General features: G+C 58.1%; 15 protein-coding genes. 10 read left to right on the top strand and 5 right to left on the bottom strand.

Annotation, left to right across the window (positions count from 1 at the left end; genetic code table 11):
• Window positions 1-4 precede the first annotated feature (4 nt).
• Window positions 5-331 (bottom strand): ArsR/SmtB family transcription factor, encoded by a 327-nt coding sequence (locus EV586_RS00905; RefSeq protein WP_132943208.1) that lies wholly within the window; start codon window positions 329-331, stop codon window positions 5-7.
• 135 nt (window positions 332-466) lie between these two features.
• On the opposite strand from EV586_RS00905, the gene EV586_RS00910 reads away from it, so the two are divergent.
• Together EV586_RS00910 and EV586_RS00915 are read left to right on the top strand one after the other, a co-directional pair.
• The gene (locus EV586_RS00910; RefSeq protein WP_132943209.1) at window positions 467-1,252 is read left to right on the top strand and encodes a class I SAM-dependent methyltransferase; all 786 of its coding nucleotides are present in this window, start codon (window positions 467-469) and stop codon (window positions 1,250-1,252) included.
• A gap of 106 nt (window positions 1,253-1,358) precedes the next feature.
• A complete protein-coding gene (locus EV586_RS00915; protein WP_132943210.1) occupies window positions 1,359-1,799 on the top strand; it encodes a DnaJ family domain-containing protein in 441 nt (146 codons plus the stop codon).
• 75 nt (window positions 1,800-1,874) lie between these two features.
• Here the strand turns inward: EV586_RS00915 and EV586_RS00920 are convergent, their stop codons facing one another.
• Genes EV586_RS00920 through cysT form a run of 4 tightly spaced genes read right to left on the bottom strand, consistent with a single transcriptional unit; the run spans window position 1,875 to window position 5,554 of the window.
• The gene (locus tag EV586_RS00920) at window positions 1,875-2,897 is read right to left on the bottom strand and encodes a sulfate ABC transporter substrate-binding protein (RefSeq protein WP_132943211.1); all 1,023 of its coding nucleotides are present in this window, start codon (window positions 2,895-2,897) and stop codon (window positions 1,875-1,877) included.
• Window positions 2,873-3,955, bottom strand: a complete 1,083-nt coding sequence (locus EV586_RS00925) for a sulfate/molybdate ABC transporter ATP-binding protein (RefSeq protein ID WP_132943212.1) — start codon at window positions 3,953-3,955, stop codon at window positions 2,873-2,875. The genes EV586_RS00920 and EV586_RS00925 overlap by 25 nt, the downstream gene beginning before the upstream one ends.
• A complete protein-coding gene (locus EV586_RS00930; RefSeq protein WP_132943213.1) occupies window positions 3,936-4,754 on the bottom strand; it encodes a sulfate ABC transporter permease subunit in 819 nt (272 codons plus the stop codon). The genes EV586_RS00925 and EV586_RS00930 overlap by 20 nt, the downstream gene beginning before the upstream one ends.
• Window positions 4,751-5,554, bottom strand: coding sequence for a sulfate ABC transporter permease subunit CysT (cysT, locus tag EV586_RS00935; RefSeq protein WP_132943214.1), 804 nt, complete (start codon window positions 5,552-5,554; stop codon window positions 4,751-4,753). Before cysT ends, EV586_RS00930 begins: the two co-directional genes overlap by 4 nt.
• 310 nt (window positions 5,555-5,864) lie before the next feature.
• On the opposite strand from cysT, the gene EV586_RS00940 reads away from it, so the two are divergent.
• The 8 genes from EV586_RS00940 (at window position 5,865) to EV586_RS00975 (ending at window position 13,303) form a co-directional block, all read left to right on the top strand.
• Window positions 5,865-6,323, top strand: coding sequence for a hypothetical protein (locus EV586_RS00940; protein WP_132943215.1), 459 nt, complete (start codon window positions 5,865-5,867; stop codon window positions 6,321-6,323).
• 5 nt (window positions 6,324-6,328) lie between these two features.
• Window positions 6,329-6,517, top strand: a complete 189-nt coding sequence (locus EV586_RS00945) for a hypothetical protein (RefSeq protein ID WP_132943216.1) — start codon at window positions 6,329-6,331, stop codon at window positions 6,515-6,517.
• Between the two features lie 92 nt (window positions 6,518-6,609).
• On the top strand, window positions 6,610-8,436 hold the full coding sequence (locus tag EV586_RS00950; RefSeq protein WP_132943217.1) for an ABC transporter ATP-binding protein: 1,827 nt from the start codon (window positions 6,610-6,612) through the stop codon (window positions 8,434-8,436).
• Window positions 8,424-8,963, top strand: a complete 540-nt coding sequence (locus tag EV586_RS00955) for a MauE/DoxX family redox-associated membrane protein (protein ID WP_132943218.1) — start codon at window positions 8,424-8,426, stop codon at window positions 8,961-8,963. Before EV586_RS00950 ends, EV586_RS00955 begins: the two co-directional genes overlap by 13 nt.
• Before the next feature lie 15 nt (window positions 8,964-8,978).
• A complete protein-coding gene (locus EV586_RS00960) occupies window positions 8,979-9,524 on the top strand; it encodes a TlpA family protein disulfide reductase (RefSeq protein ID WP_132943219.1) in 546 nt (181 codons plus the stop codon).
• A 242-nt stretch (window positions 9,525-9,766) separates the two neighbouring features.
• A complete protein-coding gene (locus EV586_RS00965; protein ID WP_132943220.1) occupies window positions 9,767-11,947 on the top strand; it encodes an AAA family ATPase in 2,181 nt (726 codons plus the stop codon).
• 13 nt (window positions 11,948-11,960) lie between these two features.
• Window positions 11,961-12,527 (top strand): Pvc16 family protein, encoded by a 567-nt coding sequence (locus tag EV586_RS00970; protein ID WP_132943221.1) that lies wholly within the window; start codon window positions 11,961-11,963, stop codon window positions 12,525-12,527.
• A complete protein-coding gene (locus tag EV586_RS00975; RefSeq protein ID WP_132943222.1) occupies window positions 12,527-13,303 on the top strand; it encodes a hypothetical protein in 777 nt (258 codons plus the stop codon). Before EV586_RS00970 ends, EV586_RS00975 begins: the two co-directional genes overlap by 1 nt.
• Window positions 13,304-13,329: the final 26 nt, after the last annotated feature.

The raw sequence follows: 13,329 nt of genomic DNA on the forward strand, positions 1-13,329 counted from the left end.
AACGTTATTTTTTGTTTCGGTCTTGCAGTTCCTGCAGGTATTCGTCCAGTCGATCCAGCCGCTGATCCCAGACGCTGCGGAACGTATCGAGCCACAGGTTCAGCTCTTGCAGCGGCTGAGGACGCAGTGCGTAGAACCTCCGGTTGGCGACGGGGCGCACTTCGACGAGACCTGCTTCACTAAGGACACGCAGATGTTTGGAGACCTGAGGTTGTTGCAGCCCAAGCCGTTCGGCGATCTCGCCCACCGCCAGCGGGCCGTCGCGCAACAGCTCGATCATCTGGAAACGGTTGGGGTCGGCAAGTGCGCTTAGAGTCGTTAGCGGTTTCATGATTCAAATATACCTGAATCGGAATATTCCAGTCAAGGAATATAGAGTATCAATTTTTTCGATAACAGCTTATCGAACTTCTATAACCGGAAAGAGCTGCCACGGGATAGAATAGCAGCAGGAGGTGTTGCCACGATGAACAATCAACATCATGCCAATGAGGCAAAAGCGCTGGTACAGAGCCAGTTCGGGAAAAACGCGCAGCACTATGTGAACAGCGAACTGCACGCCAAAGGCGACGATCTCGCCTTGCTCGTCGAGTGGCTGCAGCCAGAAAAATCGGCCAAGGCGCTCGACATCGCAACGGGCGGCGGACATGTCAGCAAAGCGCTGTCACCGCATGTCGGAGCGGTGGTCGCCTGCGACTTGACGCGGGAGATGCTGCATGCGGCGTCCGGCCACCTGCAAGCTGCAGGCTGCGACAACGTGCTGTTTGTGCGCGGCGATGCGGAGGATCTGCCCTTTTTGAACGAAGCGTTCGACATCGTCACCTGCCGCATCGCGCCGCACCATTTTCCGCATCCGCAATCGTTCGTGCAAGAAGTGGCCCGCGTCCTGCGCACGGGCGGGCAGTTCCTGATGATCGACAACGTGGTGCCGGACGGTGAATTTGGCGCCTGGCGCGACAAGATCGAAAAGCTGCGCGACCCGAGCCACGTGCGCTGCTTGAGCGTGGAGGAATGGAAAAACTTGTTCCAACAAGCCGGCCTGACCGAAGTGCACAGCCGTCTGCGTCGCAAAACGTTCCTCTTCCAGCCGTGGATGGAGCGGATGTCCTGCACCGAGGAACAGAAGCTCGAAACGGAAGCGCTGATCCTCTCCGGCGAGCAGGAGTGGCAAGAATACTTTAACGTCGTCATCGAAGGCGGACGAGTCGTCTCCTTTGAGATCGAAGAGTGGATGGTGCTCACCAAGAAGTAGAAGTGACAGGAAACCGTCACAACTTCAGGCTTGTGAAACCGTTTTCAAGTAAAAAATTAACATACACTGGAGGTAGAAAGAGCAGAGAACTAAGGAGGATGGGAACATGGCGAATTCGAAAAATCAATTCGTACCAGGGGAAGTGCGCGAGAGTTCGGAGGAGACCCGCTATTCGGAAGTTCAGGTGTCCTCATGGCTGGATGAAGCGTTCAAGGATTTTGAAAAAGGCGGAGGTCTGCAAGACAATCCGCACAAGGGCAAACGGCTGGCTGTCGACGACGCGCACCAAAGCGAGAACTACGCGCTGAACTCGATTTTGAAAAACGCCAATGTTCTGCCTCCTTGGCTGGAGTTGCAGCACAAGATCCGCGATGAGATCAAAAAAGTGCTCGACGCACTCGACAGCGGCAAGCAGGTCGAGCTGGAAACGGCCGTGTTCCCGATCAACGAGATGATCAAAAAGTACAACCTGTCTTGTCCGTTCCCGATGCAAAAGACGCGAATCTTCCCGGAGAAGATCCGCACACAATATGAGAAATGGGTCTAACAAGAGCAAAGCAAAGCCGGAGCGGGCATCTGCGCACGCTCCGGCTTTGCTTTGCGTAGGGTAGGGAGAGCAGCCCTATTGACCTGCCAAGATCTGATCCCACAGCGCTCCGTCGGCATAGAGCTCTTGGCGAACCCGATCCCAACCGCCGAGATAGCCGATGTCGAACAGGCCGGGCGGGGTCTGGTACTGGGCGGCGAACTGCTTGGCGACCCATTCTTCGACGGCGCGGAACCCGTTTTCCGCAAAGATCGTCTGCGCCTCGGGGGTGAACAGGAAGTCGACAAACGCTTCGGCCGCTTCGCGGGTGCCGTGCTTGTCGACGTTTTTGTCGATGACGGCGACCGGGTTTTCGATCTTGATCGTATGATTTGGCACGAGAATCGTGTATCGGGCGCCTTCTTTGACGCGGGCCAGCAGCTCGTTTTCATAGGTGACCACGACGTCGCCGGTGCCCGCTTCGAACGTGGTCATCGAGGCGCGGCCGCTTTTGTCGAGCGATTTGACGTTCTTGTGGATCGAAGCGAGCAGTTCCTTGGCGAAGACCGGATCTGGCGCGCCTTTTTCCTCCGATTTTTTCAGGCCGGCGCCGTAGATCGCGTTGATGTCCCACTGCGCGCCGCCCGAAGTTTTCGGGTTGGGATAGAGGACGGAGACGCCCGGCTTCGCGAGGTCTTCCCAGTCTTGGATTCCTTGGGGATTGCCTTCGCGCACGCCGAGCGCCACGACGGAAGTGGTGATCATGCCGCCGTGCTGCCTTTGCTTCCAGTCGTGGGTGATCAGGCCGGCGTGTGTGATCGCGTCGATGTCCGCTTCGAGCGAGAGGGCAGCGACATCCGCCTCAAATCCGCCGGTGATCGCCCGCGCCTGTGTGCCGGACGCCTCGTATGATTCTGCGAATTTGACTCTTTGCCCGGTCTGCGCTTTCCATTCCGCCTGAAACTTCGGGATGATCTTGCTGAACGCTTCTTTGGGAACGGTGTATGCGCCGAGGGTAAGGGTGATCTCGTCTTGCTGGTTCGCCGGTTCTCCGCACGCGGGCAGAACGGCCAGGCTCAGCGCGAGCAGCGCGCCTAGCCAAAGCTTCTTTGTTGCCATCTTGAATCGCTCCCTTTGAGTTCGTTTTCCACCAGCAGCGTTGCACGCTCATCAAACAGGTGGATCTGGTGCACGAGCACCGCCACTTCATCGCCGATCTGCAGCGGGCTTTTTTCGAACGAATGGTGGGCGAGCAGGCGCTGCGGTCCGACTTCCACCTCGACCTGCCAGACGTTGCCGCGGAACTGGACACTTTTCACTTCGCCTTTCGCAGCGGCATGGGGGTAGGCGATCTCCTGCTCGCGGCCGAGCTCGATCGACTCGGGGCGGATGAAGACCTGGTGGCTGCCTTGCAAGTTGGCGGCGGCGCGTTCGAATCCTTTCAGCGCCCGCACATCCTGCACCGCCATCGAATCGCCGATAAAGCGGGCGACAAACGGCGTGGCCGGATGCTTGTAGACCTCCCACGGTGTGCCTTTTTGCTCCAGGCGGCCTTTGCTTACGATCATGATCTCGTCAGCGACTTCGACCGCCTCTTCCTGGTCGTGGGTGACAAAAATCGAAGTGACGCCGAGCTGCCGAATCATCTCTTTCAGCCATTGGCGCAGTTCTTTGCGTACTTTCGCGTCGATCGCCGCAAACGGCTCATCGAGCAGGAGCAGCTGTGGAGCGGGGGCGAGAGCGCGGGCAAAGGCGACGCGCTGGCGCTGCCCGCCGGACAGCTGGTGCGGGAAGCGGCTGCCGAGTCCGCTCAAGCCGGTCAGCTCCAGCAGATGCTGCACGCGGTCGCGCATCTCCCGCTTGCCTTTCTTCTGCACGGCCAGCCCGAATGCGATGTTGTCAAAAATGTCCATGTGCTTAAACAGCGCGTAGTTCTGAAACACGAAGCCGATGCCGCGCTCCTGCGGCGGCAGGTGGTTGACCGGCGCGCCTTCGAAGCGGATTTCGCCGGACGTCGGCGCCTCAAGGCCTGCGAGCATGCGCAAAATCGTCGTTTTGCCGCCGCCGCTCGGACCGAGCAGCCCAATCAGCTGGCCGGAACCGATGGTGAACGACACGTCGTCCACCGCGTGGAACGCGCCAAACTGCTTGCTGAGATTACGTGCCTGAATCTGCATGGAAGATCCCTTCCTTTCGATGTTTCGCCCATTCTAACAAGAGCAGGATCAGGATGGAGAGTGCGGCCAGCACCACCGCAACCCCATTGGCGGCGACAAAATGGAAATTCTCCACTTCCTGATAGACCAGCGTAGTCGCCGTCTGTGTTTTGTTGATGATGTTCCCCGATACGACAAGCACAGCGCCAAACTCACCGAGCGAGCGGGCGACGGTCAGCACCACGCCGTACAGCACGCCGAAGCGGATCGACGGCCAGGTGACGCGCCGAAAGGTCAGCCAGCCGGACGCGCCCAGTGTGTAGGCGGCCTCTTCCTGATCGGTGCCAGCCTCCTGCAGCACCGGCATCACTTCGCGCACCATCAGCGGGAAGGTGACAAACAACGTGGCGATGATCATGCCCGGCAAGGCAAAGACGATCTGGGCGCCGATGCTCTCAAAAAACGTCCCCAGCACCGTCTGCGGGCCGAACAAGAGCAGGATCATCAGCCCGCCGATGACCGGCGAGACGGCAAAGGGCAGATCGACCATCGAGTTCAACACCTGCCGTATTCGGCGGTTCCACCGCGTGCCGCGCACCAGCAGCAGAGCGAGACCGACGCCGAACAAGGTGTTCAGCAAAGTGACGATGACGGCGATCAGGCCGGACAGATACAAGGCATGCAGCACTTCCCGGCTGCTCAGCACCTCGAGCAGGCCGGACAAGCCGTACGCCCCGGCCGAAGCGATCATTTTGCCAAGCGGAACGATCAGCAGCGCCAGAAAAAAGAGGTACGTCAGCAGGATCAGTCCTTTTCTCATCCCCGCCCCCCCCTGTCGGTCAGCAGATTGACGCCCCACAGCACGAGGAAAGACAAGGTGAGCAGCACGACCGACACGGCGGCGGCGCCTTGCGGGTTGTAGTTTTCGATCTGCCCAAAGATGTAGACCGAAGCGACCAGCGTCTTGCCCGGCAGGTTGCCGGCGACCAGCACCACCGCGCCAAACTCGGCCAGCGCCCGGGAAAAAGCCAGCAAAGCGCCGCCGATCACACCGGGGCGAATGGCCGGAAAGATGACCTGCCAAAACGTGCGGCCAGGCGTTGCGCCCAGCGTATACGATGCTTCTTCCTGCGCCGGATCGAGCTCCTCCAAGAGCGGCTGGGTCGAGCGCACGACAAACGGAAAGGTCACAAAGATCATAGCGATGACGATCGCCGGCTGGTGATAGACGACCTCCCAGCCCCGGTTTGCAAAAAATTGTCCAAGCGGGCTTGCCGGACCGAGCAGCAGCAAAATCATCAAGCCCCCGACGGCCGTCGGCAAGGCGAACGGCAGGTCGACGAGCGAATTGAGCAGTTTCCGCCCCGGAAAGCGGTAGCGCACCAGCACCCAGGCGATGATGCTGCCGATCGCCGCGTTGCAGAGCATGGCGATCACCGCCAGTTTCAGCGTTAACAGCACCGCCTGCCAGGCCAGCGGATGGCCGACCGCTTCCCAAAACCGCCCCCACCCGAGCGAAAAACCTTCCCCGTAGACGCGCCCGATCGGCACGGCCACCAGCAGCAAAAAGTAGATCAGCACGGTGCTTTGCCAGCTTCTTTTTACCCACAATCCTTTCACAGCGGTCCTCCTCCTGCTTCCTATCAATAAGAAAGTCTAATTATCATCATTAGCGATCCTTATCTCCGTCAGCACTACAAGATATTACGGACAGCTGTCAGGGGTTCCGTTCGCTTGCGCCCAAATAAACGAAAAATCGAATCAAATGTCGAATCACATATTGAAAAATCTGAATATTTGTCATATGATAAACCTAGTGGTTTGAAAAATAAGATGAAAGTATTACATATTAACTAAAAATCGTGAGGCGATCCGATTGTTGTATGCTGTCTTGACGCTGCTACTCCTCGCGTGGGGTGGATCGTACGTCATGTTTCGGTCACGAATGAAACGCACCGCTCAGGAGATCAACCTGCTGCCGAAGCGGGTGCAAGTTCTGCCCGATGCGGTACACCACCTGGTCGGGAAACCGCTGAGTTACATTCACCGGCTGGCCCCGCTGCCGGAGTCGCTGTTCGGCACCCGCTCCGTCGTGATGTTGCTATCGACGACGTGCCCGTATTGCCCCACCCGGCTGGAAGAGTTTATGGAGCAGTACCTCCCGTACAATCCGGTAGCCTATCTCTGTCTGATCCAGGCGGAGGAAGACCGGGAACTTGAGAAATTTGGAAAGCTCTACCCGGGGCTGCCGATGCTCCGCGTGACCCGGCAAGCGCTGCTCGACTTGCAGCTCGATGAGTTCCCGAACTTTTTGATGGTCGGCGAGGATGGCCGGATCGAAGATTGCGTATCGCGGGCTCAGTTCCTGCCTGCGCTTGAAAGGAGGTGAGAGAGATGATTAAAAAGCTGATGGCCAAAATGACCAGCACTCCGGATGCAACGCCGTGCGTGTATTTGTACATGGAGCACAAGTGCGTGCTGACCTGTGCCGGCCTGAGCGGTTACAACCGTACCCGCACGTACTTCAAAGACGAGTTCGGCCGTACTTGCTATTATAATGACGCTACCTCTTGCGGTTGCTAAGACCTCATCATTTGCATTAAAAAGAGGAGAGGCCTGCCGCCTGCGCAGGCTTCTCCTCTGCTTCTTCTCTTGCTTGATTCAGGAGGTGCCGTATGGGCATTGCGTATTTGCTCCGATCCTTTCGTTTTGTCTGGCAGCACGGAAAGGGATGGGTGATCCTCACGGCGGTGTTGCATGTGCTGAGCGGGCTGTTTCCGCTGGCCAGCCTGTGGGTGGTCAAGGAATTGGTCAATGCTGTCTCGGACGTCTTGCAAGGCACAGGCAATTATCAGATGATCACGGTCCTGCTGCTCGTCCAGTTTGGCATTTCGGTGCTGGAATCGCTGTTTCGCCATCTGCAGACGTGGATGGACAAGCGCATGGAAGTGCGGCTCGAACATGACCTGCAAAAACTGCTGGCCGAAAAACTGGCGGCGGTGCCGGTCGCGTATTTTGACCTGCCGCGCTTTTATCAGCATCTCGACCGCATTCAAGGCGGGGTGGGCAGACGCTTCATCGCTCCGATCCTCGCAGTGTTTGACATCCTGCAGCGCTCGATCACGCTGATCTCCATGCTGGCCTTTTTGTTTATGATCCATTGGAGTTTTCTGGTGATCTCGCTGGTCGCAGCCGTGCCGATCCTGATCATGCAGGCCCGGTTTGGCCAACAGCGCTTTTTCCTGATGCTCTATCAAACGCCTGCCGCGCGCGAAGCCGGATACATGTCGCATCTGATGATGGACCGGCAGGGTGCCAAAGAAGTGCGCCTGTTCAATCTCGCAGGCTACCTGATCGGCCGCTGGTCGAACACCTATCGCAAAAACGCCCGGGAAGCGCTCCACCTGATGCGGAAACAACAAGGCATCGATGTGCTGCTCGAAGCACTGTCCGCCTTTTTCTATATGGCTTCGGCCGGGATTCTGGTCTGGCTGATGAAAAGCCGGCCGCTGCAGATCGGGGATTTCGTTTCGATCGGGCAAGCGGTGCACGGCGCGCAAGGCAGCCTGAACATGCTGGCGATGAGCCTGGCCGGATTGTATGAAGAAATGCTGTATATTCGCGACTTTTTTACATTTTTGGAATTTGAAGAGCCGGAGCTTCGGCGCAGCCAACAGCAGACGGCACGCCAGTTCCCGGAGCGGCTGACCCAAGGGATTACGGTGGAACATGTGTCGTTCCAATATCCGGACACGGAGCGCCGGAGCCTGTCGGACGTCAGCTTTCACATCGCCCCGGGCGAACGGGTAGCGATCGTCGGCGAAAACGGGTCGGGGAAGACGACCCTGGTCAAACTGCTGATGGGCTTGTACCCGATCCGCGAAGGCCGGGTGCTGTTTGACGGCATTCCGGTCGAAGAGCTGGACGAGCAGGACGTGTACCGCAACGTCACGGTGATCTTTCAAGACTTTATGAAATACGCGCTGACCGTGCGGGAGAACATCGCGCTCGGCGACATCGAGCGGATCGATGACCTGCTCCGCCTGGAAGCGGTGGCCAGGGAAACGGGCGTCGACCGTTTCGTGCAGGGATTTGAAGAAGGCTATGAGACGAATCTGGGCCGCTATCTGTTTGACGGAGAAGATGTGTCCGGCGGACAGTGGCAGAAGATCGCTTTGGCCCGCGCCTTGTTTCGCGGCGGCCAGATCATGATCTTGGACGAGCCGACCGCAGCACTTGATCCGCAGGCGGAGATGGATGTGTTTCGCCAGTTCGGGCGGCTCACCGAAAACAAGACGGCGGTGTTTATCTCGCACCGCATGGCCGCCGCCAGGATGGCCGACCGCATCCTCGTGATGAAAGACGGCAGCTTGGCGGAGATCGGCACGCATGAAGAACTGATCGCTCAAGACGGCGAATATTCCCGCATGTATCGGATGCAGGCCCAGTGGTATACGGAGGAAAAACAGCAGTTGCAGGAGGCGGCAGCATGGAAGAGTTGATTTTGTTTTGGCGAATCATACTGGCGGTGCTCTTTCTGAGCAGCGCGGTGTCCAAACTGCAAAAAATGCCGGAGCACTTTGCGATCTTGCAGGATTATCAGATTTTGCCAGCGTCGGCCGTGCGCCCGTTTGGTTGGTTGGAAGTAGGCGCGGAACTGCTCGTCGGCAGCTTGCTGGTGCTGGGCTGGCTGCAGCCGTTGACAGCGTGGGTGACAGCCGGGTTGCTGCTGATGTACAGCGCAGCGGTCGCCATCAATCTGCTGCGGGGACGCCGCGAGATCTCCTGCGGCTGCGGCGGTGTCGCGGGCAATCATCAGCTGTCCTGGAAACTGGTGGCGCGCAATGTGCTGCTGATGCTGGTCTGTGGATTTCTGGCGCAATACACCGCCACGTACGGCTTGCTTGACCCGCGCTTTTGGATCACCGCGCTGGTTTCGATCACGCTGCTTTTGATCGGGATGGGCACACTCGAACTGCGAGCCGTCCGCCGGCGGATGCAAGCGCTGACAGCAAGCGAATTTAGGTGATCAAGGAGGTTCATCATGCAGACATTTCTCGTCATTTCCAACATTATATTATGGGTATGTATGATCGCGGTATTGGTGGGCTTTTTTTATCTGGCGCGCATGGTCGGGGAATTTCTCAACCGCTTTCGGTTGCAGGCGGGCGGACTGGCCAGCGTGCAGCTGGAGCGGGGACAAGCGGCCCCGCCGTTTCGGGAACAAGATCACCGGGGCGAACTGGTCAAACTGTCCGATCACGGCGGGCGTCTGACGATGCTGCTGTTTAAAAGCCAAACGTGCCACACGTGCCGGGATCTCACAGACCAACTTCACTTGTTAGGCGAATCCTACCCAGACCTGAACATTCTGGTGATTGACCGGGTGGCAGGTGTAGAGCGGGAACGCCCGCTGCCGCCGCAGATGCACCTGCTGCTTTCGGACGATCTGTTCAAGTCGTACTATGTGGATGCGGTGCCGCAGCTTTTTCTGATCGATCCAAACGGTATCATCCTCGTCACGGAAAAACTGCACGGCTATGAGCACTTGTGCAGCGTGCTGGATCGCCTGAACGCCGTAGCCTCCTGACCGACACCGTGAAAGGGGTAGCAAAGTGGAAAAACAAAGTGGAAAGCAAAAAGGTTCCTGCTCATGGCGAGTGAGGAACCTTTTTCCATTCAGATATTTACCACTAATAAGATATATGTAAATATTTCTGTATACAACTTACTTAATCATGAAAATATATGCTAGATATAGCGAGCCGGATGGTATAAAATAAGGAGCGGACTTAGATTTATGTCGTTTTTTGTCTGTTAAAGGGAGGCACCATGAGACAACCGAGGGGATACCGAAACGGATGGGAGCATCTGGCAGGTTTATTGGAATGGCTGGATGTGAAAATCGGACTGCTCCTGGAGCGGCAACAGGGGGCCAATCCGCCCGGCGATGACATGATGGACCCGTTTAAAGGGCTGGTCGTCTCGGAGCAGGAAGTCTACCGTCTGCTGGAAGAGCCTGTGTTTTCCTTTCCGCCGGAAGATGTTGCGCATGCGACGCTGTTGGAGGAGCTGGAAGCAGGCCATGAACTGAGCATCGCGCTAAGCGCTGCGGGAGGCGTCTTTTTGCCGCTGCCGTACGTGGCGGACGTGTTTCAGCTCACCGCCTTGGAGCAGCAGATTTTGCTGATCGCCCTCGCCGTCGAGGTGCACCGTAAATATGAGAAGCTTTACGCCTATCTGCAAGATGACGTCACCGCGAAAAGCCCGACCGTCGACCTGGTGGTGAAACTGCTCGGCCAGACGGCGGACGACATGCAGGCGATCCTGGAGCATGTGCGGCCGGATGGAACCTTGTTCGCCTACTTTTTCAAACGGGATGATGAGGCGAACGACACCTTGCTGTCCAGAAAATTGCGGCTAGAGCCGCGAATGATCCGCTTTTTGCTGCAAACTGGCGATGGCGATGAGGTGCTGGCCCGCTGTGCTGAGACGTTCGATCCGCAGGCAGCGCTGCCTGCGCTGCGCTGGGAGCAGGACGTGCAGGAGCAGTTGCGTCGCTTTGTCGATTCGCACGCCGAAGAGACGGCGCTTTTGTTTCTGATCGCCGGCAACCCCGGCTCCGGGAAAAAGCTGCATGCCCGCCATACCGCTCAGCATCTGGGGAAAAAACTGGTGCTGGTCAACCTGCGGGAAGCTTTGCAGGATGAACTGCCGCTGGCAGAGCTGCTGTCCCGCGCCTTGCGGGAGGCAAAATTGCAGCAAGCGGTGCTGGGGCTGTCTGGCGTGCATCTATTGCTTGAAGGGGAGGAAGCTTTGCAGCGCAAGCAGATCTTCATCCTGCAAGAAGCGTTGGACAGCTTCCAGGGCATCGTGTTCCTCTTGTCGGAGAAGCCGTGGAAAGCGCCGGAACTGCGCAGCGGACGCGTGCTGATCGACCTCGCCTTACACGTGCCGCCCGACCCCGTGCGCCAACAGGTCTGGGAGGAAGCAAGCGCCGGCTACGCGATCACCGAGGGACTCGACTGGCGGGCGATGGCCGGGAAGTTTCGCTTCACGATCGGCCAGATCGAGCAGTCGCTGCTCGCGGCCAAAGCGAACGCGCACTGGCAGCAGGACGCCGACACGCCGATCGGCCTCGAGGCGCTGCATCGCGCATGTTACGCACAGGTTCAGCACAATTTGGAGAAAAAAGCGGTCCGCATCACGCCGCGCTACACGTTTGAGCAACTGATCCTGCCCGACGAGCAGAAAGACAACCTGAAAAACGCCTGCAACCAGATGAAATTCCGCTCCGTCGTCTACGGCGAGTGGGGGTTTGATCGCAAGCTGTCCTACGGCAAAGGGTTGTCGATGCTGTTCGCGGGTCCGCCCGGCACGGGGAAGACGATGTCGGCCGAAGTGATCGCCAAAGAACTGCACCTGGAAATCTACAAGATCGACTTGTCGCAAGTCATTTCCAAATATATCGGGGAGACCGAAAAAAATCTGCAAGAGATCTTCGCCGAAGCGCAGCTCTCCAGCGCGATTCTGTTTTTCGATGAAGCGGATGCCCTGTTTGGCAAGCGCTCCGAGGTCAAAGATTCGCACGACAAATACGCCAACGTCGAAACGGCCTATCTGCTGCAAAAGATGGAAGAGTACGAAGGCATCACCATTCTCGCCTCCAACTTCCAGCAGAACATGGACGAAGCGTTCATGCGGCGGATCAACTATGTGATCAAGTTCCCGTTCCCGGACGCGGAGTACCGCGAGATGATCTGGCGCGGCATGTTTCCCAAAGAAACGCCGCTCGATGACGATCTCGACTTCCGCTACCTGGCTGAAAAGTTCCAGTTTGCCGGAGGGAACATTAAAAATATCGTGATGTCGGCCGCGTTTCTGGCGGTCGAAACGGGAAGTCCCGTCGGGATGAGACATCTCATTCGGGCGATCAAACACGAGCTCGGCAAGACGGGCAAACTGCTGCTCAAGCACGAGCTCGATGAGTTCCAAGAATACTTAGGCGTGTAGGAGGCGGAGTACTGTGGCAGATTTTACCGCGCTGGCCGATGTCGGCCGAACGCTTGTCCAGCTGTTGCGAACCCATATGACGCCCGACCCGATCCCCCAGCCGGAGATGATCGGGCTGGCCTCGCCGGCCGATAAAGGGGATTTTGTGCTCTCCCTGTTCCTCTACCAGATCGAGCAAAACGGCCTGGCGCAGCAGTCCTACATGATCGACAACGGCGCATCGGTCAAAGATCCGCCGATGGCGGTCGACCTGCACTATCTGCTGACGGCGCATTCGAACGCCGACCTGCAGACGCGGGCGATCGACGAGCAGCGGATCATGGGGCGGGCGATTCAGGTGCTCCATGACAACTCGCTGGTCAAAGGGTCGGTGCTGCAAGGCGCGCTGGCCGACGCCAACGAAGAATTTAAGATCATCATGCGCGAGCCGATCAACCTGCATACGGCGATCACCCTGTTCCCCAACCAGCCGTACAAGCTGTCGTTCAACATCATGGCCGGACCGATCTACATCGATTCCGGCGCGAACAAGCCGATCGGGCGCATCGTCGAGCGCGGCGACGCGTTTGGCGAGAAATGATGATGAGAGGCGTTGGCAACCGCCTGCTGGTCGTGCAGGCGGTCGACAGCTTCACCGCCGCACCGCCGCTGGGGAAATACGCGGTGACGGCAGAGGGGGTGTTGCGGCCGCCGCTGCAGAAAAGCAACGGCATGAACGTGTTCCAGCATCTGGCGGACGGCAACTACACCGCGCAGGTGCTGGCCGAGCACTATTTTCCCGAAACGGTCACCGTGACGGTGGAAGCGCTCGACCCGCTCTATCCGGTGGTGATCGTACCGCTGACCCCAAAGCCTTCCTACCCGTTTGCCGGAGAGACGACGCTGATTCGTGCGTCCTTTATGGACGAGCACGGAGCGCCGCTGTCCGGGATGCGGGTGCGCGGCGTGGCGATGTCAGAATCTTGCACAAAGGGGAAACTTTCAGCGGAAGCGGAGGCGGGGGCAAAGGAACTGGCTTTGTCCCGTCTGAATGGCCGGGTTCGCGTCGGCGAGCGCTATGCGCTGGGCGCGGAGACGGTGACGATCGCTGAGGCGAAGGAAGGGAGCCGCACGTTTTTTCTGACAGAGCCGCTCGCCGCCAGCCATGCTCGCGGCGTGTCACTTCTGCCGTGTGCAGATACGTTGACCGACGGGCGCGGCGAAGTCGTGCTGGCCTTTGGCAACTGCCGAAGCGCTGCGTTTGATGTGCGGCTTACGGTGTTCCACGGAGAACGTGAATTCTGTCGGGAGGTGAGAGTGGAAGAAGGCACATTGCTGAATTTACGCGCAGTCAACCTTGACGATTTCGCAAGTTGACGATAGATCAAATCCAAATGAGAGGA

Origin of the sequence: Tumebacillus sp. BK434, assembly GCF_004340785.1 — a bacterium.
In the GTDB taxonomy this organism is placed as follows: domain Bacteria; phylum Bacillota; class Bacilli; order Tumebacillales; family Tumebacillaceae; genus Tumebacillus_A.